General features: G+C 69.6%; 18 protein-coding genes. 9 read left to right on the top strand and 9 right to left on the bottom strand.

Going from position 1 to position 26466, the window contains the following annotated elements; genetic code table 11:
* The first annotated feature begins 360 nt into the window (after positions 1 to 360).
* The 5 genes from QF035_RS37065 to QF035_RS37045 all read left to right on the top strand — a co-directional run bounded on the left by QF035_RS37065 (position 361) and on the right by QF035_RS37045 (position 5969).
* Positions 361 to 945, top strand: coding sequence for a winged helix-turn-helix domain-containing protein (locus tag QF035_RS37065; RefSeq protein WP_307525245.1), 585 nt, complete (start codon positions 361 to 363; stop codon positions 943 to 945).
* A gap of 132 nt (positions 946 to 1077) precedes the next feature.
* On the top strand, positions 1078 to 2106 hold the full coding sequence (locus QF035_RS37060) for an NAD-dependent epimerase/dehydratase family protein (protein WP_307525243.1): 1029 nt from the start codon (positions 1078 to 1080) through the stop codon (positions 2104 to 2106).
* An 87-nt stretch (positions 2107 to 2193) separates the two neighbouring features.
* Complete coding sequence (locus QF035_RS37055) at positions 2194 to 3495, top strand: sensor histidine kinase (protein WP_307525241.1); 1302 nt, start codon at positions 2194 to 2196, stop codon at positions 3493 to 3495.
* Entirely contained in the window at positions 3480 to 4133 is a 654-nt protein-coding gene (locus QF035_RS37050) for a response regulator transcription factor (protein ID WP_307525239.1), read from the top strand. Before QF035_RS37055 ends, QF035_RS37050 begins: the two co-directional genes overlap by 16 nt.
* A gap of 282 nt (positions 4134 to 4415) precedes the next feature.
* Positions 4416 to 5969 (top strand): DUF1996 domain-containing protein, encoded by a 1554-nt coding sequence (locus QF035_RS37045; protein ID WP_307525237.1) that lies wholly within the window; start codon positions 4416 to 4418, stop codon positions 5967 to 5969.
* A 149-nt stretch (positions 5970 to 6118) separates the two neighbouring features.
* Here the strand turns inward: QF035_RS37045 and QF035_RS37040 are convergent, their stop codons facing one another.
* Entirely contained in the window at positions 6119 to 6559 is a 441-nt protein-coding gene (locus tag QF035_RS37040) for a hypothetical protein (RefSeq protein ID WP_055611138.1), read from the bottom strand.
* A 248-nt stretch (positions 6560 to 6807) separates the two neighbouring features.
* Between QF035_RS37040 and QF035_RS37035 the strand changes: the two genes are divergently transcribed.
* The 3 genes from QF035_RS37035 to QF035_RS37025 all read left to right on the top strand — a co-directional run bounded on the left by QF035_RS37035 (position 6808) and on the right by QF035_RS37025 (position 10093).
* Positions 6808 to 7317: a tetratricopeptide repeat protein gene (locus QF035_RS37035; protein WP_373466794.1), complete on the top strand. Its 510-nt coding sequence runs from the start codon at positions 6808 to 6810 to the stop codon at positions 7315 to 7317.
* Positions 7318 to 7377: 60 nt separating this feature from the next.
* Positions 7378 to 9339, top strand: a complete 1962-nt coding sequence (locus tag QF035_RS37030) for a hypothetical protein (protein ID WP_307525235.1) — start codon at positions 7378 to 7380, stop codon at positions 9337 to 9339.
* A 64-nt stretch (positions 9340 to 9403) separates the two neighbouring features.
* The gene (locus tag QF035_RS37025; RefSeq protein ID WP_307525233.1) at positions 9404 to 10093 is read left to right on the top strand and encodes a TetR/AcrR family transcriptional regulator; all 690 of its coding nucleotides are present in this window, start codon (positions 9404 to 9406) and stop codon (positions 10091 to 10093) included.
* 177 nt (positions 10094 to 10270) lie between these two features.
* On the opposite strand, the gene QF035_RS37020 is transcribed toward QF035_RS37025, so the two are convergent.
* The 8 genes from QF035_RS37020 to QF035_RS36985 form a co-directional block, all read right to left on the bottom strand.
* The gene (locus QF035_RS37020; RefSeq protein ID WP_307525231.1) at positions 10271 to 10627 is read right to left on the bottom strand and encodes a 5-carboxymethyl-2-hydroxymuconate Delta-isomerase; all 357 of its coding nucleotides are present in this window, start codon (positions 10625 to 10627) and stop codon (positions 10271 to 10273) included.
* A gap of 27 nt (positions 10628 to 10654) precedes the next feature.
* Positions 10655 to 12280: a SpoIIE family protein phosphatase gene (locus tag QF035_RS37015; RefSeq protein WP_307525230.1), complete on the bottom strand. Its 1626-nt coding sequence runs from the start codon at positions 12278 to 12280 to the stop codon at positions 10655 to 10657.
* A 72-nt stretch (positions 12281 to 12352) separates the two neighbouring features.
* Positions 12353 to 17824 (bottom strand): pullulanase-type alpha-1,6-glucosidase, encoded by a 5472-nt coding sequence (gene pulA / locus QF035_RS37010; RefSeq protein WP_307525228.1) that lies wholly within the window; start codon positions 17822 to 17824, stop codon positions 12353 to 12355.
* 187 nt (positions 17825 to 18011) lie between these two features.
* Positions 18012 to 19394, bottom strand: a complete 1383-nt coding sequence (locus QF035_RS37005; protein ID WP_307525226.1) for an alpha-amylase — start codon at positions 19392 to 19394, stop codon at positions 18012 to 18014.
* A 162-nt stretch (positions 19395 to 19556) separates the two neighbouring features.
* Positions 19557 to 21239, bottom strand: coding sequence for a glycoside hydrolase family 13 protein (locus tag QF035_RS37000; RefSeq protein WP_307525223.1), 1683 nt, complete (start codon positions 21237 to 21239; stop codon positions 19557 to 19559).
* Between the two features lie 257 nt (positions 21240 to 21496).
* Positions 21497 to 22408, bottom strand: a complete 912-nt coding sequence (locus QF035_RS36995) for a sugar ABC transporter permease (RefSeq protein WP_055611145.1) — start codon at positions 22406 to 22408, stop codon at positions 21497 to 21499.
* A gap of 13 nt (positions 22409 to 22421) precedes the next feature.
* Positions 22422 to 23426, bottom strand: coding sequence for a carbohydrate ABC transporter permease (locus QF035_RS36990; protein WP_307525222.1), 1005 nt, complete (start codon positions 23424 to 23426; stop codon positions 22422 to 22424).
* Positions 23427 to 23560: 134 nt separating this feature from the next.
* Positions 23561 to 24835 carry an extracellular solute-binding protein gene (locus QF035_RS36985; protein ID WP_307525221.1) on the bottom strand — a complete coding sequence of 425 codons (1275 nt, stop codon included), beginning with the start codon at positions 24833 to 24835 and terminating at the stop codon, positions 23561 to 23563.
* A 510-nt stretch (positions 24836 to 25345) separates the two neighbouring features.
* Between QF035_RS36985 and QF035_RS36980 the strand changes: the two genes are divergently transcribed.
* Positions 25346 to 26380, top strand: coding sequence for a LacI family DNA-binding transcriptional regulator (locus tag QF035_RS36980; protein WP_307525220.1), 1035 nt, complete (start codon positions 25346 to 25348; stop codon positions 26378 to 26380).
* The last annotated feature ends 86 nt before the right edge of the window (positions 26381 to 26466 follow it).

The following is a 26466-nucleotide window of genomic DNA, read 5'->3' as shown; positions in this document are numbered from 1 at the left end:
GGGGTGGTGTCGGGTGCGTGGGCGAGTGCGGGTGGGTGGGGGCTGGTCGCGCCCCGCGGCGGAGCCGCAAATCGACACAGCCCCGCGCCCCTGAATAGTTGGCGTCCGACCAGTGAGAGGAGGCTGCTGTGGTGGCGGGTGTCTGCTTCAATGAGGGCATGACCGGCTTCCAGGAGTTCATCGCGACGGGGCGTCGTGATCTTGAGCCCTTCTGGCCTTCCCGGCAGCATCACGACTTCGACCGGGTGTGTTGTCGCGCGGTGAACGCGCGGGCCCTCTAAAGCCGTACATCCCGGCCTTCGGCCAGCGCGCACGACGTACGTCCTCCGACGACCTCTCGCGCGAAAGAGCTGACCTCTCATGGCGAACACCCGTTCCTTCTCCTCCGTTGCCACCGCCCCCTCCACAGCGCCCTCCGTGGCCCCTTCCACGGGCTCGGCCCGCCCTCGACTGCGTGCGGTCGACCGGGACGAGGTGGTCGACGTCACGGCCCTTCTCCCGCCGGGTGCCACCTGGCTGCCCGCTCCCCCGCACACCCTGCCCACGCTGCCGGGCCGGCCGCCGATGATCGGGTACCTGGTCCTCGTACCGGCCGACCAGCCGTCGCTCCTGCCGGTCGCGGACCCGGCGGAGTCGCAGGGCGAGGGCGACGACTCCCTCGTACGCGTCGACACCGTGCAGCGCACGGCCGAGGTCGGCGGGCGGCCGCTGGATCTCACGTATCTGGAGTTCGAGCTGCTCGCGCATCTCGTGGCGCACCCGCACCGCGTGCACAGCCGCGACCAGCTGGTCACCACGGTGTGGGGCTACGGGCACGTGGGCGACGGCCGGACCGTGGACGTCCACATCGCCCGGCTGCGCCGCAAGCTCGGGGCGGAGCACCGGGATGCGATCAAGACGGTGCGGCGCGTGGGGTACAAGTACACGCCGCCGACCGCGAGCTGATCCCGGACCGGTACCAGAACCCATACCCCTGCCCGTACCCGTGCCGCTCGCGGATTCGTCCGTCGGCGGAACGGTTCGCCTGTCGGCAGATTCCCGTTCCGTCGCGCGGGACCGCCGGGCAGAGTCACCCGCATGAGACTTCTGATGCTGGGTGGTACGGAGTTCGTGGGCCGCGCCGTCGTGGAGGCGGCGCTCGCCCGCGGCTGGGACGTGACCGTCTTCCACCGGGGACGCCACGAACCTCCGGCGGGAGTGCGGTCCCTGCACGGCGACCGCACCGCGCCCGACGGGCTCGCGGCCCTGGCCGGGACCGAGGAGCAGTGGGACGTCGTCGTGGACACCTGGTCCGCGGCCCCGCGGGTCGTCCGGAACGCGGCGCGGCTGCTGGCGAACCGCGCCCGGCGGTACGTGTACGTGTCGAGCTGTTCCGTGTACGCCTGGCCGCCCGCGGCGGGGTACGACGAGGGCAGCCCGGTGGTGGAGGGCGCCTCCCCGGACGCCGAGCACACCGACTACGCGCGCGACAAGCGGGGCGGCGAACTGGCCGTGCTGGAGGCCTTCGGCGAGGAGCGGGCGCTCCTCGTACGGGCCGGCCTGATCCTCGGCCCGTACGAGAACATCGGGCGCCTGCCGTGGTGGCTGGACCGGATGGCGCGCGGCGGGCCCGTCCTCGCGCCGGGTCCCCGTGAACTGCCGCTCCAGTACGTCGACGTCCGCGATCTGGCCGAGTGGACCCTCGGGGCGGTGGAGGCGGGCGCGGACGGGGCGTACAACGTCATCAGTCCGTCGGGGCACGCGACCATGGGGGCGCTGCTCGACGCGTGCGTCCAGGTCGCGGGAGGCACGGCTGCCGGAGGCACAGCCGCGGGAGGTCCGGCCGAGCTCCGGTGGACCGATCCCGAGGTGGTTCTCGCGGCCGGGATCGAGCCGTGGATCCAGCTTCCGGTGTGGGTGCCGCCGGGCTCGGAGTCGCATGACGCGATGCACCGGGCGGATGTCTCCAGGGCGGTACGGGACGGACTGCGGTGCCGGCCGGTCGCCGAGACGGTGGCCGACACCTGGAGCTGGCTCCAGGGCATAGGAGGCACCGCTCCCCAGCGCCCCGACCGGCCGGTGGTCGGACTCGACCCCTCGGTGGAGGCGAAGGTCCTGGGCGACTGAGGGCCGCGGGGGGGGTGGCGTTGGCACCACCCCCGCCGGGTGGTTCGGCCCAGTGACCGAGGCGGCGGGCTCGGCGAGACTGAGGGCATGAACACGAACGGGGACAACACGAACGGGGACAACGAGACCGTCGGCGGCAGGCTGCGTACCGTCGCGGTCACCGGGGCGCGGGCTCTGTTGCTGGCCGTCGTGGCGCCGGCCGGGTCGATCACCCTCTTCGTCCTGTCCGTCGTGTCGATCGTCCTCGTGCCGCTGGGCATCGGCATCGTCACGACACCGTGGGTGCTGGCGGGCGTACGCGGCTTCGCGAACTGGCGGCGGCTGGTGGCGGCCCAGTGGTGCGGGGTGCGGATCCCGCCCGCGTACCGGCCGGTGCCGAAGGACGCGAACCCCTGGACGCGGTGCTTCCGGCTGCTCGGCGATCCGGCGACCTGGCGGGACCTGATGTGGCTGCCGGTCGACATGATCGCGGGTTTCGTCACGGCGCTGCTGCCCGCCGCGCTGCTCACCTATCCCTTCGAGGGGTTCGCGCTCGGCGCCGGGCTGTGGCGGGTCTTCACGGACGGCACGCGCGTCGGCTGGTGGTACGGGTTCGTGCCCATCAGCGGGCAGCTCAGCGCCCTCGCCGCGGCCGCGCTGGGAGCGGCCCTGCTCGTCACCGGTGTCCACACCGCTCCCCTGCTGCTGCGGGTCCACTTCCTGCTGACCCGGTCCGTCCTCGGATCCGGCCAGGGCGAGCTGGCCGAGCGCGTCCGTGTGCTCACCGAGACCCGGCGCGACGCCGTCGACACCTCGGCGGCCGAACTGCGCCGTATCGAACGGGACCTGCATGACGGGGCACAGGCCAGGCTGGTCGCGATGGGCATGGATCTCGGCACCATCGAGGCCCTGGTCGAGAAGGACCCGGCGAAGGCCAGGCAGTTGCTCGCGCAGGCCCGCAGGTCCTCCGCCGAGGCGCTCACCGAACTGCGTGACCTCGTACGCGGTATCCACCCGCCCGTGCTCGCGGAGCGCGGACTCGGCGACGCCGTACGGGCGTTGGCACTGCGGCTGCCGATCAGCACGGAGGTGGACGTGGAGTTGCCGGGCCGGGCGGGCGAACCGGTGGAGGCGGCCGCGTACTTCGCCGTCAGCGAGGTCCTCACCAACGCCGTAAAGCACTCGGGGGCGGACCGGATCTGGGTCGACATCCACCATGCCCCGGAGCACGGCGGCATGCTGCGGATCGCGGTCACCGACGACGGCGGCGGGGGCGCCTCGATCGGCGCGGGTTCGGGACTCTCCGGAGTCGAGCGGCGACTGGGTACATTCGACGGCGTCCTGGCCGTCAGCAGTCCCGCGGGCGGCCCCACCATGGTGACCATGGAGATCCCTTGCGAGTTGTCCTAGCCGAAGACCTGTTCCTGCTGCGCGACGGACTGGTCCGGCTGTTGGAGGCGTACGACTTCGAGATCGCCGCGGCCGTCGAGACCGGGCCCGAACTCACCCGGGCGCTGGCCGAGTTGAACCCGGACATCGCCGTCGTCGACGTACGTCTGCCGCCCTCGCACACGGACGAGGGGCTGCAGTGCGCGCTGGCGGCCCGGCGGGCGAGACCCGGGCTGCCGGTGCTGGTCCTCTCGCAGCACGTGGAGCAGTTGTACGCGCGTGAGCTGCTCGCCGACGGGGCCGGCGGGGTCGGCTATCTGCTCAAGGACCGGGTGTTCGACGCCGAGCAGTTCATCGACGCCGTGCGGCGGGTCGCGGCGGGCGGTACGGCGATGGATCCGCAGGTCATCCAGCAGTTGCTGACGCGCCGACAGGCGGACGACCGGCCGCTGGGCCGGGTGACTCCGCGCGAGCTGGAGGTTTTGGAACTGATGGCGCAGGGCAGGTCGAATGCGGCGATCGCGGGCCAACTGGTGGTCACGGAGCGGGCGATCGCAAAGCACACGTCCAACATCTTCGCGAAGCTCGGCCTTGAGGTCTCGGACGATGACAACCGTCGCGTCCTGGCCGTTCTCGCCTATTTGGACCAGGACCGCTGAAAGGGTCCCGAACGAGGATCGGGAAAGATCGGCGGCGGTCGTCAGGAGATCCGTCAGGAGGCGGGTCCGACGTTCCGCTTTCGCTGAATGATATTCAATAAATCCCGCACAACTGTCGTTGTTTCAGGGGCTTCTGGGCCCCTTGCGCCGGGATTGCGTCCCCGAACTCTCACCAATTTCTTGGACCACTGAACGCCTCAGGAACCCCCTCCGTATTGAACGGAGCCGCTTCACCTCCTGTCGGGCGCCTCAATGCCCCCGCAAGGAAGCCAGAGGAGTTCCATGGGACGCACAAACCGTAAACGCCGCTCCACGCTCGCCAACCGGGCGATAGCCGCATCGGCGGCTCTCGCGCTGGGTGGCGGCGGTCTGCTGGCGGCCAACATCTACGCTTCTGCGGGCGAGGGCAAGAACTCGACGCAGAACGCGCAGACGACGGCCGCCGGAGTGGCGACGATCAAATGTCCGGACGTCGGCCAGCAGCTGACCGACGTGCCGAAGGGGGCACGCGCCGGTGTCGACAAGGAGCTGGCGAAGCTCGACCAGCAGGTCACCGAGGCCTACAAGCGCCTCGCCGACACGCGCCAGGCCCAGGCGGGGGACTCCAGCTACGTCAACAACGCCATCCTCAGTCCGCTGAAGTCCAAGCGGACCGCCACGATCGACCGGATCGGCAACAACATCCAGCGCTCGGGCGGCAAGGCTCCGCAGCAGCAGGACCAGCTCGCCGAGTGTGAGGGCGTGCCGGCCGACCAGCCCGCCGCCGGCGAAGGCCAGGGCGGTGACGGTCAGGATCAGGGCCAGGACAACGGCCAGGACCAGGGTCAGGACCAGGGCGACGGTCAGGACCAGGGTCAGGACCAGGGCGACGGTCAGGACCAGGGCAACGGTGGCCAGGACGGCAACGGTCCGGTGGCTGCCGACTTCCAGGACATCACCCAGGTCCAGCCGACCGGTGGCGCGAAGGGCGTCGGTCCGAACGGGCTTCCCGCGAACGGGGACTCCGGTTCGACGGGCACGTTCACCACGAACTGTGGCACGAACGAGAACGAGAACCGCAACTCGGACAACGTGATCGTCGCTCCCGGTGTCAGCAACGGTGCGCAGCACCAGCACGACTACGTCGGCAACCAGGACAACGACGCTTTCGCGAGCGACCAGGACCTGGCGGCGGCCGACACCAGCTGCCAGAACCAGGGTGACAAGTCGTCGTACTTCTGGCCGGTGCTGCGTGTGCAGGACGGTCAGGACGACATCGACGCGAACGCCCCCGGTGGCGGTCAGGACGGCAACGTCGGCACGATCCTCCAGCCGGCCGAGGCCCAGCTGAAGTTCGTGGGCAACCAGAAGGGCGACGTGGTCGCGATGCCCACTGCCCTGCGCATCATCACCGGTGACGCCAAGTCCTTCGTGAACGGTCTCGCCAACGCCAACACCAACTGGAGCTGCACCGGCTTCGAGGACCGTCAGCTGACGGACAAGTACCCGATCTGCCCCGAGGGCAGCTCCGTGGTGCGGACGACCAACTTCCAGAGCTGCTGGGACGGTCAGAACATCGACTCGGCCAACCACCGCACGCACGTGTCCTTCGTCCAGGCGGACGGCACCTGTGGCAACGGTTTCCAGGCCATCCCCCAGCTGCAGGTCCGTCTGGTCTACGACGTAGCGGCCCCGCAGATCCAGGGCGATCAGGTCACGAACCCGTTCGCGGTGGACTCCTTCCCGGACCAGCTGCACAAGCCGATCACCGACCACAACGACTTCATCAACTTCTTCGACGAGAACACGATGAACCAGGTGGTCGACTGCATCAACAGTGGCCAGGACTGCCAGTGACACAGAGGCAGTGAGCAACAGGCAGTAAGCACGAGAAAGCCGGCGGTGGGATTTCCCACCGCCGGCTTTCGCTTGTCCCCGAATCCCTGAATGCCTTCGACCGAATGTCCTCGGCCCCGCGTGGCCGGCGCGCGGGGCGATGCCGTCCGTCAGCTGCTGTGACCGCCGCTGTTGTGGCTGCCACCGGGGTTCATGTGCTCGGAGCCTTCCTCCATGGTCCCGCCGAGCTGGCCGCGCAGTGCCGTGACCGTCTTCTGCTCGCCGACGGCGACCCACTTGCGGCCGACGAGGTAGTAGCCGCCGTAGTCCTTCGCCCCGTTCAGCCACTCGCGCTGACCGCGGTCGGTGGCGAACGTCGCCAGGATGTACTTGCCGCCGGAGGTCTTGCAGATGGCCTGCCGGATCGTGTCGGCGTCCGTCTGCATGTCCGGCTTGCAGCCCGCCTCGCTCGCGATCTGCTCCAGGCTCCCGCTCGCGGTCTCGGGGACCTTCTTCTCCCCGCCGCCGTCCGAGCCGCAGCCGGTCACCGCCAGCAGTGCCGTGACCGCCCCGGCCGTACCGACCGCGAGCCTCTTCCTCGTCAAACGCATTCGTACGTACCTCCGGGTCGGTTCCGGCCCACGCCGTTGAGAGCCCCGGTAGAGGGCTCTGCCTTCGGATACGGCTCCCGCACGCCCGGCGCTCAATCGCCTCCGTGTTTACGGCATCACCGGACACATCACAGTGACGCGCGCCACATCGGTGGTCCTCCGCCGTCGGACAGGGCCGGGGCACAGGGCTGTCGATGGGCGCGTAAAGCCGATGTCGTTCGCGGGCACGCCTGTGCGAGGGTGGGCCCGTGACGACCATCGATGCTGACTGGGACGAGCGAGTGACGGCCGCCTGGGCCACCTTCGACGAATACGCCGAGGCTGAGGAGGCCGACTTCCGCGCGGTGATCGACGCGCTGGTCGCCGAGCTGCCCGCCGACAGCCCGGTCGGCCCGTTCGAGCGGGCCTGCGCCTGGGACTCGACGGGCCACTCCGACCGTGCCGTGCCGCTGTACCAGGAGGCGCTGGCGCGCGGGCTCGACGGCTACCGCGGCCGGCGCGCGAAGATCCAGCTCTCCAGCTCGCTGCGGAACACCGGACAGCCGGAGGAGGGCGTCAAACTGCTGACGCCCGAACTCGACGCGCCCTCCGACGAGTTGGACGACGCCGTACGCGCCACACTCGCGCTGTGCCTGGCGAGCCTGGGCCGGGAGCGTGAGGGGCTCTCGCTCGTGCTGGGCGCCCTGGCCGCTCATCTGCCGCGGTACCAGCGGTCCATGGCGAACTACGCCCGTGCTCTCGTGGAGCCGGAGGGGTAACTCCCCATGGACTCGGGGCAGTCCAGGTGACCAACCACGGATTCGCTCGTTTTGCTGAACGTGCAGTCACAGGATGTCGCCCCGCGCCCCGCACCGGACCCCCACCCCGGACCGGTCGTCGACGTCGAGCAGGCCGAGGCCGCGCTCGTCGAGCACTATCCGCGGCTCGTCCGGCTCGCCTATCTGGTGCTGCCGCCGAGCCTCGGCCGCAACCGCCGGGTGCTCACCGCGCACGCCCTCACCCAGCGCGCGCTGCCCCGGGGCCGGACGTCCGGCGACGCCTCGGTCCTCCCCGCCCAGAAGACCGCCGAGGGCCGCGACGCCGATCCCGGATACGCGTACGTACGCCTGCGGGTGCTGCGTACGGCGCTGGAGGCCGGCCGCCCGCTGACGTTCAGGGCCTGGCCGAAGCGGGCGCAACTGCCGCCGCTGCTCCCCCAGGTGTGGGGCCTGCGGCTCTTCCCGCGCTCGGGCGGCGCCGACGAACTCGCCCTGGACCAGCGGCTGTCGGCGCTGTCGGCCCCGGCGCGCGCCGCCTACGTCCTGCGCGGTCTGGAGCGGCTGGCCGACGCGGACGTGCGCAGGGTGCTGGCCGCGGCGGGCGAGGAGGACCCGGCCGACGCGCTTGACGAGGCCGACGAGATCGAGGCGAAGTACGGGCTGCTGACGTCCCCCGAATTCGACCCGTGCTCGCTGCAGGCCCGGCCGCCGGACCTGATGCGCCGCCGCCAGCACATGAAGGCGGCGCTCGCCGCGGCCGCCGCCGTCGCGGTGTGCGGGGCGCTGCTCGGGCTGCCCGGCGACGGCTGGGGTCCGGACGGCGCGGCCGCCCCCTCGTACGCGCAGAACCCCTCGGCCCAGGCCGCTTTGGATCCGGGCAAGCTGACGCTCGTCCCGGCCGCCGCGTGGCAGACGTCCACGCGCACCGACTTCTCCGTGTGGCCCGCGCGCGGCACCCTCACCGGCGACAAGGCTCTGCTTCGCCGCGCGCTCGCCGTCTGGGCGCGCCCCGGCGAGTCCGTGCAGGTCTCGGCCACCCCCGGCACCCCGGCGGGTGCCCCGCCGGGACCGCCCCAGCTGCTGTACGCGGGCGAGGTCGACCAGAGCCGGGTCGTGCTGCTCCACGACGGGCTTCGCATCGTGCGCTACGCCGAGGCGAAGGAGGGCACGCAGGGCGCCGCCCTGGACTTCGCCCGGGTCGACGGCGCCACGGGTGCCGAGGCGAACGCGGTGGTCCTCGGCCGCTCCGACGGCAACGTCCGCTATCTGACGGCACCGTGGGTGCGTAAGGCCGTGGTGCGCGACCTGCTGAAGTCGGCGGCCGGCGCATCGGGTGCCGCCGACTCCGCCGGGGCTTCCGGGGCGACGCGTCTCGGCCGCTCGGCGGACGGGGTGACCGAGCCGTTCGCCAGCCCCGCTCTGCAGACCGGCGAGTGCCGCTCGTGGAACGCGCTGGAGCTCACGGACCGTTCGGGCACGCGGCTGACGACCGACCTCGGTGAGCTGACCCCGGCCCGTCTCACCTCGGGCCGCCCCGGGGAGCCCCACGAGGCGTCGGCGGCGACCTGGGCCCCGCTCGCCTGCTCCCTGGCGTCCGTCCGCGGCCAGGGCGTACGCGCGGTGAACGCCTGGCAGTACGCCCGGCAGCCGCTGCCCGGCGCGAGCGGCACCGCGAACTGGCTGTGCACCCGCGCGGACACCTGGCGCGGCGGCGGGACCCGGGTGCTGGCCCAGTTCCACGCCCAGGGCCAGCCGTACGGCGCGGTCGTGGCGAAGGCGGAGAACGTGGCCGCCTGCGGCGCGAAGGACTCCCACGTCCTGGCGGGCGTGCTGTGGAAGTCCGGTACCGGTGACTGGTATCTCCTCGCCGCCGGAAGCAAGGACACCGAGTCGATCCGCGCGACGGGCGGAGTCGACGGATCCACCGAGGGCAATCTCCTTGCCGTACGGGCCGAACAGGGCGCGCAGGCAGGCCTGAAGGGGACCCTGGCCGACGGGAGGTCGATCGGCGGCCTGCGGTGACGCGGGTGAACACCTGCGCGGCTCCGACCCGTTCGCGGCCGGATCCGATCGGTAAGGTGTTCGCATGACTACCGGGGTACGCCGCAGGATGGGTGTCGAGGAGCGGCGGCAGCAGTTGATCGGCGTCGCCCTCGACCTGTTCAGCCGACGCTCGCCCGACGACGTCTCCATCGACGAGATAGCGGCCGCCGCGGGCATCTCGCGCCCGCTCGTCTACCACTACTTCCCCGGCAAACTCAGCCTGTACGAAGCCGCGTTGAAGCGCGCCTCGGACGATCTGGCGGAACGTTTCATCGAGCCTCAGGAAGGCCCGCTGGGGGCGCGGCTGCTGCGGGTCATGCGACGGTACTTCGACTTCGTCGACCAGCACGGGCCCGGCTTCTCGGCCCTGATGCGCGGCGGCCCCTCGGTCGGCTCGACCAACACGAACGCCCTCATCGACGGCGTACGGCAGGCCGCGTACCTCCAGATCCTGGCGCATCTGCGGATCGAGCGGCCGCCCGCCCGCCTCGAACTGGTCGTCCGCTCCTGGATCTCCCTGGCCGAGTCGACGGCCCTCATCTGGCTGGACGGCCGCCGGATCCCCCGCGCCGAGCTGGAGGCCCAACTCGTCCACGACTTCGCGGCCCTCGCCGCCGTCAGCGCCGCCTACGACCCCGAAATGGCCGACCTCCTACGCCACATGCTCGCGGAGGAACCGGCAGAGGGCCCGTTCACAGACTTGATAGGCCGCTTGGTCTCACTGGCGTCGTAGCCGGGCGCTCAGAGGCACCCCGTCAGGGCCGCGGCGACCAGCGCAGTCTTTCGGCTTTCAGGGGCGCGGGGACCGGCGCAGTCTTGGGGGCGCGGGGAACTCCGCATCTTTTAGGGGCGCGGGGAACTGCGCGACCAGCCCCACCGCCCCGCGGACAACAACGAACCGCCCCGGACGTCAGTCCACGAACTTCTGGTAAGACGCGTCAAGATCCCGCACCTCAGCAGACGCATGCAACACCACACCATCAACCGGCTTCACATACGCCCGCAGAACCTCAAGCGTCCGCTCGGTCAACAGAAGCTTCGTCTCGTCGGACCGCCCGGCCAGTAGCGCGAGCGTGACATGGACGAGCCCATGCCCGGTCACCTCCGCACCCACAACGGTGTCGACGGTCGGCCGGAACCTGGACTTACACGCCTCGATCTTCGCGGCAGCCGTCTCCACCACCACGGCGTGCAGCGCGACAGCGAACCCCTGCCGGTCGAACGCGTCGGTGAGGGACGTCGAGTAGTCAACGGTGATCTGCGGCACGGGCACTCCAGTTCTAGGTCAACGCGCTCACCCTAACCGGAGGGCAAGCATCGCGATGTCGTCGTCCGGGGCCCCGCCGAACCGCTCCAGAAGGGTGTCGCACAGGGCGGACACCCCGGGCGGCGCCTCGGCCGCGGCCGTGCGGAGCTCCTCCATGGACACCGCCAGATCGATGCCGCGGGTCTCGATGAGCCCGTCGGTGACCATGAGGAGGCGGTCCGTGGGGTCGAGGAACAGTTCGACGGGCGGCTGTCGCGGCAGACCGAGGCCGAGACCGAGAAGCGGCCCGGCGGCCTTGGCGTACTCCGCGTTGCCCGAGTCACGGACGATCAGCGGCGGGATGTGGCCCGCGTTGGCGATCCGGGTGCGCCCGGTGGCCGGGTCGACGTGGACCAGGCAGACGGTGGCTGTGACCTCGGGGTGGTAGCGCTGCAGCATGTGGTCGAGCCGGTCGGCGAGCACCGCGGGATCGGATTCCTCGACGCAGTATGCGCGCAGGGCATGGCGCATCTCCACCATGACGGTGGCCGCCTCCAGCGAGTGCCCGACGACGTCCCCGACCGCGGTGAGCACCCCGTCGTCGGTGCGCAGCGCGGCGTAGAAGTCGCCGCCGATCTCGGTCTGCCGGGACGCGGGCACATAGCGCACCACGACGTCGACGCCGGGCAGGTCGGGCAGCCGGTGCGGCTGGGGCAGGAAGCTGTGCTGGAGCGTGAGGGCGACATGGCGCTCGACCTGGTACATCAGCAGGGGTTCGGCGGCGAGCGCGGTGGCCTGGGCGAGGCGGCCGACCGGCTCGGCGTCGTCGGGTTCGCCGGGCCGGGGTATGCGCAGGAGCGTCGCGAAGCACACCGGCGCCCGGCCGTCCTGGGTCAGGGTGAGCACGAGGCGGGCGTCGTCCCGGACGCCGGGCCGGAAGAAGCCCATGGGCCACAGGCGCGCGGGCACGACGGTGCGGAACACCCCGGTGCGCCCCTTGCTCATCTGGTTGATCAGCCGGACGACGGCCTCCTGCGCGTGGCTGTCCGGCACGGCGAAGGCGCTGCGGCCCTTGGAGGTGCTGTAGTACAGCTCGCCGTCCGGGCCGAGGACGAAGACGGCGGCCGGGCCGCCGGTGAGCCGGGCGGCGCCCTCGGCGGACGCGTCGGCGAGTTCGGTGAGGTTGCGCGCGCCCTGGACGGTGACGATGATCCCGGACAGCAGGGTCAGCCGGCGCACGAGCGTCTCGGCGCCGAACCGCATCTGGGCGGCGCGTACCGCGGCCCGTACTACGGCCTGGATCTCCTCGGGTTCGGCGGGCACCGTCAGATACGCCTCGGCGCCCGTGTCCAGGCCCTCGCAGCGGTCGGCGGGTGCCACGGCCGCGGCGGAGAAGTGGACGATGGGCAGCGTGGACGTGGGCGGCTGTGCCTTGAGCCGGCGGCACAGTTCGAAGCCGCTCATGTCCGGCAGGCCGACATCGATGAGGGCCACGTCGGGCAGGGATCCCGCGCGCAGCCGTACGTCGAGTTCGACGAGCGCCTCGTCGGCGGTGGCGACGGGCACGACCCGGTGACCGGCCCGACGGAGCACCGACCCTATGGCGTAGCGGCTGGCCGGCATGTCGTCGACGATCAGCACGGTCGTGCGTGTCCTGTTGGCGTTGCCGTCCATCTGCGCGGCCCCCGAGGCACGGTGGTGGGGCGGAACAGGGTTCGGGTTCCGCCCCACCAAATTAATGCCTTGTCAGGCGGTCCGGGTGAATACGGCCACGCTCCGCCCCGGAACGGCGAAACTGCCCGATTCCGGATCGTACGAAGAGGACTTGACGGTGGAGTCCGCTCCCGTCCGCTGCACCGGGTGCAGGGTGTACGCCGTCCCGGCCAGGGAGGCGATCCGCTGCTCCTGCTTCTCGGGGGTCGCGTTGAACACCACGACGAGATCGCCGAGTTCCATGGTGATCACCCCGGGTGTCTCGTCCTTGCCGGACAGCGGGAAGGACAGTTTCGACTGCACCTGCTCGGCGGTGCCGAGCCCGAAGACGCTCTCGCCGGTACGGATCCTCAGCAGGTCCTGGTACGCGGCGGAGGCGCCCTCGATCTGCGGGCAGCCCACCTGGACGGACGTCAACAGGGGCTTGGCGTAAGGCCACTTGGACTCGTTGTCGGTCGCCATCGGCAGCCCGCGCCCGAAGCCGTTGCCGTCCCGGCAGTCCCAGTGGATCGCGTTGAACCAGTCACCGCTGTCGTACGAGTTGCGGTCGAGCGACTTGGAACGCAGCAGGTCGGTGCCCGACTGGGACAGTGCCGGGCCCTGTGAGAGGACTGCCGTTGCCATCGCGAGGACCTGCATCCGGGCCCGGTCGGCGGCCGAGGTGCCCTTGGGCAGCTTGAACGCGAGCGCGTCGAACAGCGACTCGTTGTCGTGCGCGTCCACGTACGCGAGGGCGTCCCCTGGCGCGTCCGCGTATCCGGCGGGCGCCCCGTTGTAGTCGACCTCGGAGCCCTTGACCTCCTTGCCTGCGGTGTCGGTGAAGGTGTACTTGGCGAGGTTGCCGGACAGCCCGACCTTGATCAGGTCCTGGTAGTGCAGGAGGCGGGCCTTCTGCTCGGCCGAAGTGCCGTTGCCGTCCGAGGAGTTGGGGTCGGTGTAGAGGCCGGACGCGAAGCCCTGGATGCCCGGGTCCTCGTCGAACGGACCGCCGCCGCGCACGGCGTCACGGGCCCGGTCGGAGAAGGTGGCAATGCCGGTTCCGGCCATGTTCTTCTGGGTGGCCTGGACGAAACGGGCACCGTCCGCGATCTCGCCGAAGTTCCAGCCCTCCCCGTAGAGGATGATCTTCTTGCCGTCGACGCCGTCCTTGGCGGGGGTGAGTGCGTCGAGGGCCTTCCTGACCGCCAGGATGTTGGCCTTCGGGTGGTGGCCCATCAGGTCGAAGCGGAAGCCGTCGACCTTGTACTCCTTGGCCCAGGTGACGATCGAGTCGACGACCAGCTTGCCCATCATGGCGTTCTCGGGTGCCGTGTTGGCGCAGCAGGTGGAGGTGGCGACGCTGCCGTCGGCGAGGAGCCGCTGGTAGTAGCCGGGGACCACCTTGTCGAGCACGCTCGTGTCGGCCTGACCGCTCGCGGTGGTGTGGTTGTAGACCACGTCCATGACGACCCGCAGACCGTCCTCGTTCAGCGACTTGACCATCCTCCGGAACTCGACCGTGCGGTCCGTCCCGTCGGGATCGGTGGCGTACGAGCCCTCCGGCACCGTGTAGTGGTACGGGTCGTAGCCCCAGTTGTACGCGTCCTTCGCGGCCACCTTCGCCACGCACTCCTGCTGCTTCTCGGAGTCGGCGGCATAGGAGGAGAGGTCGCAGTCGGTCGTCGCCTGGTCCGCCTTCTTCTCCGGGATGGTGGCGATGTCGAAGGCGGGCAGGAGGTGGACGTACGAAGTCCCGGACTCCGCAAGCTTCTTGAGGTGCCTGGAGCCCGTACTGTCCTTGTCGGTGAAGGCGAGGTAGGTGCCCTTGTCCTTCGCCGGGACCGTCTTGTCGTCGACGGAGAAGTCCCGGATGTGCAGTTCCTGGATCTGCGCGTCCTTCAGTGGGACGGCCTTGGGCTTCCGCAGGCCCGACCAGCCGCTGGGGGCGAGGGACTTGGCGCCCAGGTCGACGACGAGACTGCGCTCGGAGTTCGCGGTGAGGGCGACCGAGTAGGGGTCGGTGACCTTGTTGGTGACGACCTCGCGGACGCTGGGCGCCCACACCTTCACGACGTACCGATAGGCCTTGTTCTGCCAGGACTTGGGGCCGGACACGGACCAGACGCCGGTGGCGTCGTCCCGCTTCATCGGCACGGTCCTGGCGGGCGCTCCCTTGTCGCCGATCTCCAGCTTCACGTCCTGCGCGGTGGGCGCCCACACGGAGAGCGTCGGCCGTCCCTTGTCGAACGTCGGACCGAGGTCCGCCTTCGTGGCGCCGCCGTACAGGTCGTCGAGCACGCCCGCGATCTGTACGCCAGTGGCCGCCAACACGGCACCGTTGGCGGCCCGTTGGGAGGCGACGAGCTGGCCGCGCAGCGCCTCGCGCACCCGGTCGCGGTCGCGCGGGTCGACGGACCAGGCCTGGTAGTCCTTGAGGTGCGGGAACTTCGCCTTCTGGGCGTCGGTGAGCGTGGCCTTGTCGAGCCGCAGCCATCGCTCGTCGTCGCCGGCGAGTGCGCCGTCCTCGACCTTGATGGACCCGTCGCGCGAGTACAGCAACTGGGTCGACGCGGCGGCCTCGTTGCCGTTCCAGGCGACCGTGTTCCGGTCGATCCAGACCGCCTTGGAGGTGGTGAGGTCGAGCGCGGCGGCGCTGCCCGCGGGCTGCGGGAGGAGGTACTTCTCCTGGCCGCTCAACAGCCACACCTCATGGCCGTTCGCCGTGAGGTCGAGCGACTGGTCGGTGGGCAGGTCCTTCTCGTCGGCCTTGTGGATGATGTAACTGAGGCTGGTGGCACCCTCGGCGAGCGGCACCTCGAAGACAGCGCCATACGTGTCAGTCTTCACCGGCTCCAGGGGCTTCGACCAGTCCGTGGGGTCCGCGGCACCGGTCCAGGTGTGCAGCCCCCAGCCGTCGTAGTTCCCGTCGGCGCGCTGGTAGTGCAGTACGGCCTTGGTCTTGTCCGGCGCCGGATAGTCGGCGGCCGGCCGCTCGGTCCGTACGGCCTCCTTGCCCTGCTCGACCCAGATCTCGCCGGTCTTGGTGACGTCGATCGTGCGGTCGGCGGAGACGTCCTTGTTGCCGTCCTTGTCGATGACGAGGTAGCTCACGTTCGACGCGCCGGGCTTCAGTTTCACGTAGGCGAAGGCCCCGTAGGTGTCCCGGCCGATGAAGTCGTGCCCCTCCGGCCAGGTGGTCGCCTCGCCGTCGGCGAGGTCGCCCCAGGCGTACAGCCGCCAGTCCGCGTAGTCGCCGGCCTCGCGCTTGTAGTGGACGACCGCGTACTCGCGCGAGGAGGCGCTCGGGATCTCCTCGGCGGGCGGGGTGCCGGTGGTGGAGGCCGCTGCCGTACTCGCCGTACGCCCGGCGGAGTCGATCACAACGGCCTTGTAGCGCAGGGCGGTTCCGGCCGGTACGTCCTTGCCGACGACCTGGGTGACCTTGTAGGGGGCGTGGTCGGCGGAGCCGAGCGTCTTCCACTTGCCGTTGCCGACCTGGGCGGCGAAGACGACGCGGTTGAGCTCTCCGCCGTCCGCATCCGCAGAGATCTCAACCGTGCCGGTGGCGCCCTCGGCGGGGGCCTTCAGCGTGAGGGCCGGCTTGGTCGCGGGCGCGGCGAGCCTGCCCGCGGCCTTGAACACGACCGAGGAACCGGCCGGGACGGTGACGGTGACCTTCTTGTCCGCGCCGCTCTTGAGGGACTCGCCCCCGTCGCCCGTACCGTCCGTGCCGTAGATCCCGCGGAACGTCATGTTCGCCGAACCGGTCGCGAAGGTCGCCTCGTTCGCCTTGTCGGCGTTGTTCACGGCGACGACGTACTCGATGCCGGTCTTCGCGTCCGTGCGGGAGAAGGCGTAGATTCCGGCACCGTCGGCCGCGTACCGCTCCGTCTGGACGCCGTCCGCGAGGGCCGGGTTGGCCTTGCGAAGCCTCGCGAGAGCACTGATCTGCTTGTAGAGCGGTGCACTCGTGTCGTACGCGTCCTCGGCATGCGTGCGGTCCGTGCCCAGCTCGTCGTCGTCCAGGTAGTCGGCCGTCTTCGAGGCGAACAGGGTCTGGCGGGCGTCCTTGTCGCCGCCCGCGCCGGTGAAGCCCTGCTCGTCGCCGTAGTAGACGACCGGGTTACCGCGGCCGAGGAACATCAGCTCGTTGGCGAGCCTGTCCTTCTTCACCAGCTCGGCGTCGGACGCCCCCGGGTTGTCCTGTTTGAGGAAGGTGCCGATGCGGCCCATGTCGTGGTTGCCGAGGAAGGTGACCTGCTCGTACGCGTTGGCCTTGTCGGTCGTGTACTTGTAGTCGTCCCCGAAGACCGAGGCGAGCCGCTTCGCGCTGCCGCCCTGGGAGGCGTACGCCCGTGCCGCGTCCTGGAAGGGGAAGTCCAGCGTGGAATCCAGGCGGCCCTCGGTGACGTACGGCGAAGTGATCGACGTGTCCGCCGAGTACACCTCGCCGAACATGAAGAAGTCGTCACGCCCCTGCTGAGCGGCGTACTTGTCGAGGGCAGTGGCCCACTGGGTCCAGAACTCCGTGTTGACGTGCTTCACCGTGTCGATCCGGAAGCCGTCGATGTCGTAGTCCCTGACCCACCGCTGGTAGATCTTCTCCATACCGCTGACGACCTCGGGACGCTCGGTCCACAGGTCGTCGAGGCCGCCGAAATCGCCGTACGTGGAGTTCTCGCCGGCGAAGGTCGAGTCGCCGCGGTTGTGGTACATCGACGTGTCGTTGAGCCACGACGGCACCTTGACGTTCTTCTTCGCGGCGGGCACGACGGGCGTACGCGGGAAGGAGCCGGAGCCCACGGACGGGAAGTCCGCCTCACCGGCCGTCCCGTCCGCGTGGTCGGCGTCGTCGAAGGGCTCTCCGCCCTTCGTCAGATACGGGAAGGCACCCTTGGAGAGGTACCCGTAGGACTTCTCCTCGTAGTCGACGACGTCGGCCGTGTGGTTGGTGATGACGTCGAAGAAGACCTTCATGCCCTTGTCGTGGGCCTTGTCGATCAGCCGCTCGAGGTCCGCGTTCGTACCGAAGTGTGGGTCCACCTGTGTGAAGTCGGTGATCCAGTAACCGTGGTAGCCGGCCGAGGCGTCCTTGCCGGTGCCCTGCACGGGCTGGTTCTTGAAGATCGGCGCCATCCAGATGGCGGTGGTGCCGAGGTCCTTGATGTAGTCGAGCTTCTTCGTCAGGCCCTTGAGGTCGCCGCCCTGGTAGAAGCCCTTGTCGGTGGGGTCGTACCCGGTGTCGAGGCGGGAGCCGGTGAGGCCGCCCTTGTCGTTCGACGTGTCGCCGTTGGCAAAACGGTCCGGCAGGACGAAGTAGAACTGCTCGCGGGTCAGGTCGTTGCGGGCGGGCGCCTTGGCCAGTGCCGCGTCGGACGGGGGTGCGGGCGGGGCTGCCGCCCATGCGGCGAGGGGCTGGACGAGCGCTGCGGCGAGCGCTGCCGTGAGAGCGGTCGCGGCGACGGCCGCGGCCCGTCTGCGCTGTACGGATCGGTGCCCGCTGGGCACCGGCCATCTTGGTATCACAGGCCTGACTCCTTGCGATTACGGATCCGCGTGAACGTATCGCCACCGAAACCCTTTCAGCAAGAGTCCTGCAAAGGGTGGAAAGAACTTTCAGTTGCTGTCCGGGGCGGCGCCGGTCAAGGACAAAGGACTGCGCAGTTCCCCGCGCCCCTGAAAGGGGCGCGGGGAACTGCGCGAACGGCGGCCGTCAGCAGCTGGACTTGCCCGAATACACCGCGAGCGCGGCATTCGCGCCCAGCGTCGCCGTGAGCTGGCCCGAACTGTTCACCGTCACCGTCGTGTTGCTCTGGACGTTGCAGTACGTGCCCGCCGCGAGCGAGGTCTGGTAGGTGCGGGTCAGCGAGGAGGACTCGTGGTTGATGGCCGCGAAGCCCTTGCTGCCGCGGCCGAAGGCGATGGCGTCGCCCCCGTTGTCCCACCAGTTGGTGACGGACTCGCCCCGGGTGGTGTTGCGGAAGGCGACCATGGACTGGATCTCCGGCCAGGCGTGCTGGCACTTCCAGCCGTCCCGCCAACAGGCGTTGACCGTACCGCCGTTGGGCGGGCCCGCGTCCGTGGAGGAGAACTCGAAGCCGGAGTTGATGTCGGGCGCGCCGTACGGGTACGCCAGCATGAAGACGTTGGCCAGGGTGTAGTTGGCGTTGTCCTTGTAGCTGAGCGTGGAGCCGTTGCGCTCGGTGTCGTGGTTGTCGACGAAGACGCCCGAGACGCCGCTGCTCATGTAGCCCCAGCCCTCGCCGTAGTTCTTCAGGTAGGCGAGGTTCTCGTTGTTGAAGACCCGCTTGAGGTCGAACGCGTACCGGAACTCCTGGACGTCGCCCGTGCCGGTGTACTCGGTCGGCTGGACGGCCTCGCCGGCGCCGTGGATGGCCTCCTGCTTCCAGTACACGGACGAGTTGCTCAGCCTGCCCTTGATGTTGGCGAGGTCGGCGGCCGGGATGTGCTTGGCCGCGTCGATGCGGAAGCCGTCGACGCCCAGCGAGAGCAGGTCGTTCATGTACTTCGCGATGGCCCCGCGGACGTACTCCTCACCGGTGTCCAGGTCGGCGAGCCCCACGAGTTCGCAGTTCTGGACGTTGCCGCGGTCCTGGTAGTTGCTGATCTGCGAGGTGCAGTTGTCGAAGTCGGGCGAGGAGTACAGGCCCGGGTAGTCGTACTTCGTGTAGGACGAGCCGCCCGTACCGGAGCCGCTGCCCGCCGACATGTGGTTGATCACCGTGTCGGCGACGACCTTCACGCCCGCCGCGTGGCAGGTACTGACCATGTTCTGGAAGGCCGTTCGGTCGCCGAGCCGTCCGGCGATCCTGTAGCTGACGGGCTGGTACGAGGTCCACCACTGCGAGCCCTGTATGTGCTCGGCGGGCGGCGAGACCTGGACGTATCCGTAACCGGCGGGGCCCAGACGGTTGGTGCACTCCTTGGCGACCGAGGCGAAGGTCCACTCGAAGAGGACGGCGGTGACGTCCTTGGTGCCGGGCGGGGAGGCGTACGCGCTGCCCGCGGTGCTCGCGGGGACGACGAACGCGGCCGCGGCGAGGGCGAGCGCGCCGGACAGAGCTCTCTTGGCCATGTGGGGGTCCTTCTCCATTGAAGGGAGGGCCGTTGACGTTTCTTGCTGCAAGATTCAACGGCCGTGCGGTGCGCCAGATAGTAGAAGCCCGCCTCCCGAAGCGGAAGGCGGGCTTCTGAAAATTCCGGAAAGTTCTTGCAGAACCCCCGAGTTGATGAACGGTCAGTCAGCGATCCACCACACTGTGGTGTCGGCCGGCAGCTTCGCCTCGCCGTCGTCCGTCACGGTCACCTCGCCGCTCGCGAGCAGCACACGCCCGTGCGCCGGGACGGTCGCAGCCTCGCCGCCGGTGTTGGTCGTGCACACGAACGCCCCGCGGCGGAAGGCGAGCACGCCCTCGGGAGCCTTCAGCCACTCGACACGGTCGCCCGCGCCGAGGTCGGCCTGCTCGCTCCGTACGGCGAGCGCGGACCGGTACAGCTCCAGGGTCGAGCCCACGACCCCGCTCTGCGCCTCGACGCTCAACTCGCCCCAGCCGGACGGCTGGGGCAGCCAGCTGCCACCACTGCCGAAGCCGTACGACGAACCGTCCCGGGTCCACGGGATCGGCACCCGGCACCCGTCGCGGAACCCGTCCTGGCCCGCGCCCCGGAAGTACGCCGGGTCCTGGCGCACCTCGTCCGGCAGGTCGACGACGTCCGGCAGGCCCAGCTCCTCGCCCTGGTACAGGTACGCGGACCCGGGCAGCGCGAGCATCAGCAGCGTGGCCGCCCGCGCCCGGCGCAGCCCCAGCTCGCGGTCTCCGGCGGTACGGATCTGGGTGCCGAGCCCGGCCGGGTTGGCGAACCGGGTCGCGTGCCGGGTCACGTCGTGGTTGGACAGCACCCAGGTGGCGGGCGCGCCCACGGGCCGCATCGCGTCGAGGGTCCGGTCGACACAGGACCGCAGCTCCTCGGCGTCCCAATGGGTGCTCAGGTACTGGAAGTTGAAGGCCTGGTGCAGCTCGTCGGGGCGCACGTAGTTGGCGGTGCGCTCGATGGTCGGCGTCCACGCCTCGGCCACGAAGATCCGGTCGCCCGCGTACTCGTCGAGGACGATCCGCCAGGCCCGGTACACCTCGTGGACGCCGTCCTGGTCGAAGAACGGCATGACATCGTTGCCCAGCAACTTCACCTGGTCGTGGGATCCCAGGTCCGGCAGTCCGTCCGCCTTGACCAGCCCGTGGGCCACGTCGATACGGAACCCGTCGACGCCCATGTCGAGCCAGAACCGCAGGATCGAGCGGAACTCGTCGCCGACGGCCGGGTGGTCCCAGTTGAAGTCGGGCTGCTCGGGCGCGAAGAGGTGGAGATACCACTCGCCCGGGGTACCGTCCGGCTCGGTCACCCGCGTCCAGGCGGGGCCGCCGAAGATGGACTCCCAGTCGTTGGGCGGCAGTTCACCGTCCGCGCCCTTGCCCGCACGGAAGTGATAGCGCTCCCGCAGCGGCGAACCCGGCCCCTCCGCGAGGGCCCGCTTGAACCACTCGTGCTGGTCCGAGGAGTGGTTGGGCACGAGGTCGACGATGATCCGCAGGGCGAGGTCGTGGGCGTCACGGATCAGCGCGTCGGCGTCGAGCAGGTTGCCGAACATGGGGTCCACGGCCCGGTAGTCCGCCACGTCGTAGCCGGCGTCGGCCTGCGGCGAGGCGTAGAAGGGGCTGAGCCACACGGCGTCCACGCCGAGGTCGCGCAGATACGGGAGTCGGGAACATACGCCCTCCAGGTCGCCCATGCCGTCGCCGTTGCTGTCGGCGAAGCTGCGCGGATAGACCTGGTAGATCACCGCGTCGCGCCACCAGTCGCGACGGTCGGCGACAGTGGCGAGCGCGGAGGTCGGGGCCGGGTCGGCGGAGTGCTGGCTCATAACATCCTTGAGGCGTAAAGGAGTTCGGTCATGGAGTCGTTGTCGGGCGGGCTTCTTCGTATGTGGGTTCGTGTCCGGGACGGCTGACGAGGCGGCCGCGGTGTCAGCGGGGTCTGGGGGTCCCCCCGGCCGGAGGCTGGGGGAGGACACCGCGACCGCCACCCACGCCCCGAAGGGGCGCGGGGAACTGCGCGATCAGCTACGACGGCGCCGCAGCCGATCGACGGCGGACACATCGCGGCCCTCCCAGCGGAGCGTCACCCCTTCGTACCGCCGGCGGTCAGCCCGGTCACCAGGTTCTTCTGCACAAGGTAGAAGAACGCGGAGACCGGAATCGCCACCAACACCGCCGTGGCCGCCATGAGGTTGCGCTGCGCGTCGTGCTCGCTGACGAAGCTCTGCAGACCGACCGCGAAGGTGTACTTCGTGTCGGACAGCATGAACGTCGAGGCGAAGGCGACCTCGCCGAACGCGGTGATGAAGCTGTAGAAGGCGGCAACGGCGAGGCCCGGCTTGGCGAGCGGCAGGATCAGCCGGAAGAACGTGCCGAAGGGCGAGAGCCCGTCGACGCGCCCGGCCTCGTCGATCTCGAAGGGGATGGTGTCGAAGTACCCCTTGAGCAGCCAGGCGCAGTACGGCACGGCCGTCGAGCAGTAGACGAGGATCAGGCCCAAGTAGTTGTCGATGAGCTGGAGTTCCGAAAGGATCTCGTACATCGGGACCATCAGCACGGCGACCGGGAACATCTGGGTGACGAGCAGGACCCACATGAACTTCTTGTAGCCGGGGAAGCGCATGCGGGAGACCGCGTAACCCGTCGTGGCCGCCACCAGGACGCCGATGACGGTCGTGCCGAGCGACACGAGGAGCGTGCTCCACATCCAGTCGAAGAACGGCGTGTGCTGCAGCACGAACGAGTAGTTGTCGAACGTCATCTTGCCGAGGATGTCCCCGGGGTGCAGGTAGTCGTCCTTGTCCGGGCCGAGGGACAGATAGACGAGCCAGGCGATCGGGAAGAGCGCGATCAGGCTCGCGACGACGAGGATGCCGTGCGAGGTCAGGGAGCCGGCGAGGCTGCGCTCGCCGCGCCGCGGCCCCTTGCCCGCCGGGGCGGTGTCCGCGGGGTCCCGGTCCGCCGGGGCGGGGGACGTGACTGTGGTGGTGCTCATGGGGACTCCTGCCTCAGATCGCGAGCTGCTGCTCATTGCGGGCCAGCCAGCGGCGGTAGACGGAGGTGAAGACGATCAGGATGGAGAGCAGCAGCACGCCGTACGCGGCGGACTGCGCGTAGTCGCGCGGCTGCTGGCCGAAGCCCAGTTGGTAGGCCCAGGTCACGAGGATCTGCGCGTCCGGCGCGGTGTCGCCGAAGAGCAGGAAGATGATGGCGAACTGGTTGAACGTCCAGATGATGCCCAGCAGTACGACGGTGGAGCTGACCGACCGCAGCCCCGGCAGGGTCACATGCCGGAAGCGCTGCCAGGCGCCCGCCCCGTCCATCTCGGCGGCCTCGTACAGGACGCCGTCGATGGACTGCAGGCCGCCGAGCAGCGAGACCATCATGAACGGCACACCGCACCAGGTGTTGACCATGATCGCGGCGAACCGCTGCCAGAAGGTGTCCTCCAGCCACAGCGGCGAGGGCAGATGCACCGCGTCGAGCATGGAGTTGATGACGCCGCCGTCGGCGAGCATGAAGCGCCAGCCGAAGACGGTGACGAAGGTCGGCACCGCCCACGGCAGGACCAGGATGAGCCGGTAGAAGGTCCGGCCGCGCAGCTTCTGGTTGAGCAGCAGCGCGAGGCCGAGGCCGATGACGTAGTGGAGCAGCACGCACAGGGCCGTCCACACGATCGTCCAGATGAAGTGCGACCAGAAACGGTCGTACGCGGTGGGGCCCCACAGGATGTCGGCGTAGTTGTCCAGCCCGATGAACTGGTACGTCGCGTCGATGTGGTTGACGCCGATCGTGCGGGCCGAGTTGAGGCTCGTGGCGTCGGTGAACGTCAGGTAGATGCCCCGCGCCAGCGGATAGAGCACCAGCACACCGAGCACGACGACGACCGGGGCGATCATCGCGTACGCGTACCAGTACCGCTGGTACGAGTGCTTCAGGCGCTGGAGCGGGCCGGGGCGCGGAGCCCGCTCACCGCGGCGCTTGCCGGTCGCGCGGTCGATGACGACTGTCATGGTTCGACAACCTTCGTGAAGATCTGCAAATCAGGGGTTGGGCGCACGTTCTGGAGACACGGCCGGTGGCCGCCGGATCCGTCCCCCCTGACCCCCGTCTCGCGGGGGCCCGGCGGATCCGACGGCCACACGGGTCACTTGCTGAAGTCGGGCACCAGCTTGGCGATCGCGGTCTCCGCGTTGCCCAGGCCCTTGTCCAGCGACTCCTTGCCACCGGCGATCTTGGGCAGTTCGGTGTCGAGCGGACCCCACAGCGAGCTGTACTCGGGCAGCGCCGGGCGCGGCTGGGCGGCGGAGAGCACGCCCTGGTAGCCGGCGATGCCCGGGTCGGCCTTGACCTCGGTGGTGTAGGCGTCGTCGCGGGTCGGCAGCGTGGAGTTCTTGAGGGCGATCGTCTCCTGGGACTTCGCCGAGGTCATGAACTTCACGAACTTGAGCGAGGCCTCCTGGTGGGCCTTGTCCGAGCCCGCGTACACCGAGAGGTTGTGGCCGCCTGTCGGGGCGCCCGCCTTGCCGCTGGAGCCGGCCGGGACCGTGGCGATGCCGAGGTTGCCCTTGTCCTTGAAGGCGGAGCCCTTGTAGAAGTTCGTGATCTCCCACGGGCCCTGGACGATCGCGGCGACCTTGCCGTTGACGAACGCGTCCTGGATGTGGGCGTAGGCGTCCGCGGTGGTGTCGGCCTTGTGCAGGCCGTTGCCGTCGAAGAGGCCCTGCCAGGTCTTGTAGGCCTTCTTGGCCTCGGGCGAGGCGACGGTGATCTTCTTGGCGTCGGCGTCGACCGTGTCGGTGCCCTCGCCGTAGAGGAACGACTGCGCGTAGTAGGCCTGGGTGGAGCCCCAGTAGCCGTCGACGCCCGTCTTCTTCTTGATGGTGCCGGCGTCGGTCTTGAGGTCGGCCCAGGTGGCGGGCGCCCCGTCGATGCCGGCCTTCTCGAAGAGGGCCTTGTTGTAGACGAGCGCGAGGGTGTCGGTGACCAGCGGCACACCGTACGTCTTGCCGTCGTACTTGGCCTGCTCGATCAGGCTGGGCTGGAACTTGCCCTGGTCCGCGAGGGCCTCGGTGCCGTCGAGCGGCAGGAAGAAGCCCTTCTTGGCGAACGCGGGGGTCCAGCCGACCTCGGAGCGCAGGATGTCCGGGGCGCCCTTGGAACCGGCGGCGGTGTCGAACTTGTTCTGCGCCTGGTCGAACGGCACGTTGACGTACTTGACCTTGATGCCCGGGTTGGCCTTCTCGAATTCCTTCGCGAGGGCCTTGTAGACCGGTGCCTCGTTGGTGGCGTTGGACGTGTCCCACCACGTGATGGTGACCGGGCCGTCCGCCTTGCCACTGCCGTCGCTGTCGCCGCCGCAGGCCGTCGCCGCGAGGGCGAGGGACGCCACCAGTGCGGTGGCCGCTATGCCACGCCGCATGAGTTCTCCTTGAGGGTGAAAGCCCGTGTGCTTGAGGGAACGGCCCCGTCCGCCGTCCCCGCCGACTCTCCGACCGCACCGTTGCCGCCGCCGGGCGACGTGAACGTAACAGCGATGTAAGCGCCGCGAAAGACCTTGCAGCAAAAAAGTGCAAGAACGACAGACAGTTACCCGGGCGTGACCTCTTCTCGACCGTCCCGAGGCCTTGTTTCACAGGCATTCACCGGGAACGGGACCACTGTGCAAGACTCTGCAAGCTCTTGCCATACCCGTCGGTCACGGGGATCATCGCCCCGGCGGCGCCTTGCAGGAACCACCCCTTCCCGCAGGCGCACACGGCGTGTACGCGACGGACACAGCCCGGAATGCCGACCGAAGTACCGACCGAAGTGCCGACCAGAATCACGAGGGAACGCGATGACGCAGCAGCCCCGAGCGGGCCGATCAAGTGCCCGCACCCGTCGTTCGTTCGGTGGGCAGGGCGAGACCCGGCCGGTACAGTCCAGTCCTGTGACCACACGGCTTGCCGACATCGCAGCCCAGGCGGGCGTGAGCGAAGCGACCGTCAGCCGCGTCCTGAACGGAAAGCCGGGCGTCGCCGCGACCACCCGCCAGTCCGTATTGGCCGCGCTCGACGTACTGGGCTACGAGCGCCCGGTCCGCCTACGACAGCGCAGCGAGGGGCTCGTCGGACTCATAACCCCTGAGCTGGAGAACCCGATATTCCCGGCCCTGGCCCAGGTCATCGGTCAGGCGCTGACGCGGCAGGGCTACACGCCGGTCCTCGCGACCCAGACTCCGGGCGGTTCCACCGAGGACGAGCTGACCGAGATGCTGGTCGACCGGGGCGTCGCCGGCATCATCTTCGTCTCCGGACTGCACGCGGACACCTCCGCGGACATGCAGCGCTACGAGCAGTTGCGCGGCCAGGGTGTGCCGTTCGTCCTCGTCGACGGTTTCTCGCCAAAGGTGCAGGCGCCCTTCATCTCGCCGGACGACCGGGCGGCGATGGCGCTCGCGGTCACCCACCTCGTCTCGCTGGGTCACACCAACATCGGTCTCGCTCTGGGCCCGAAGCGGTTCGTACCGGTCCAGCGGAAGATCGAGGGCTTCGTCCGCACGATGCAGGACCTGCTGAGCCTCACCTCGGCCGACATCGAGGAGCGACTGGTCCAGCACTCGCTGTACACGCTGGAGGGTGGCCAGGCGGCCACCGCGGCGCTCATCGACCGTGGCTGCACGGCCATCGTCTGCGCGAGCGACATGATGGCGCTCGGTGCGATACGGGCCGCACGACAGCGCGGCCTCGAAGTCCCCAAGGACATCTCCGTCGTAGGTTTCGACGACTCCCCTCTCATCGCGTTCACGGACCCGCCCCTCACGACGGTCCGCAAGCCGGTCCCGGCCATGGGTCAGGCCGCGGTACGTACGTTGCTGGAGGAGATCGGCGGGACACCCGCGCCCCACAGCGAGTTCGTGTTCATGCCGGAACTGGTGGTGCGGGGTTCCACCGCTTCGGCTCCTGGGGACCGAAATCGTACGTAAGCAGTAGTGCCCCACATACTCCGGGTGTAGAACGTGCGGGCAGGACCCACCCGAGGGATGATCGGTGGGGAAGGGCTTATCTGGCA

The sequence above is a fragment of the Streptomyces umbrinus genome, assembly GCF_030817415.1.
GTDB classification, from domain to species: Bacteria; Actinomycetota; Actinomycetes; order Streptomycetales; family Streptomycetaceae; genus Streptomyces; species Streptomyces umbrinus_A.
This window is presented reverse-complemented; position numbering and strand designations above follow the sequence as displayed.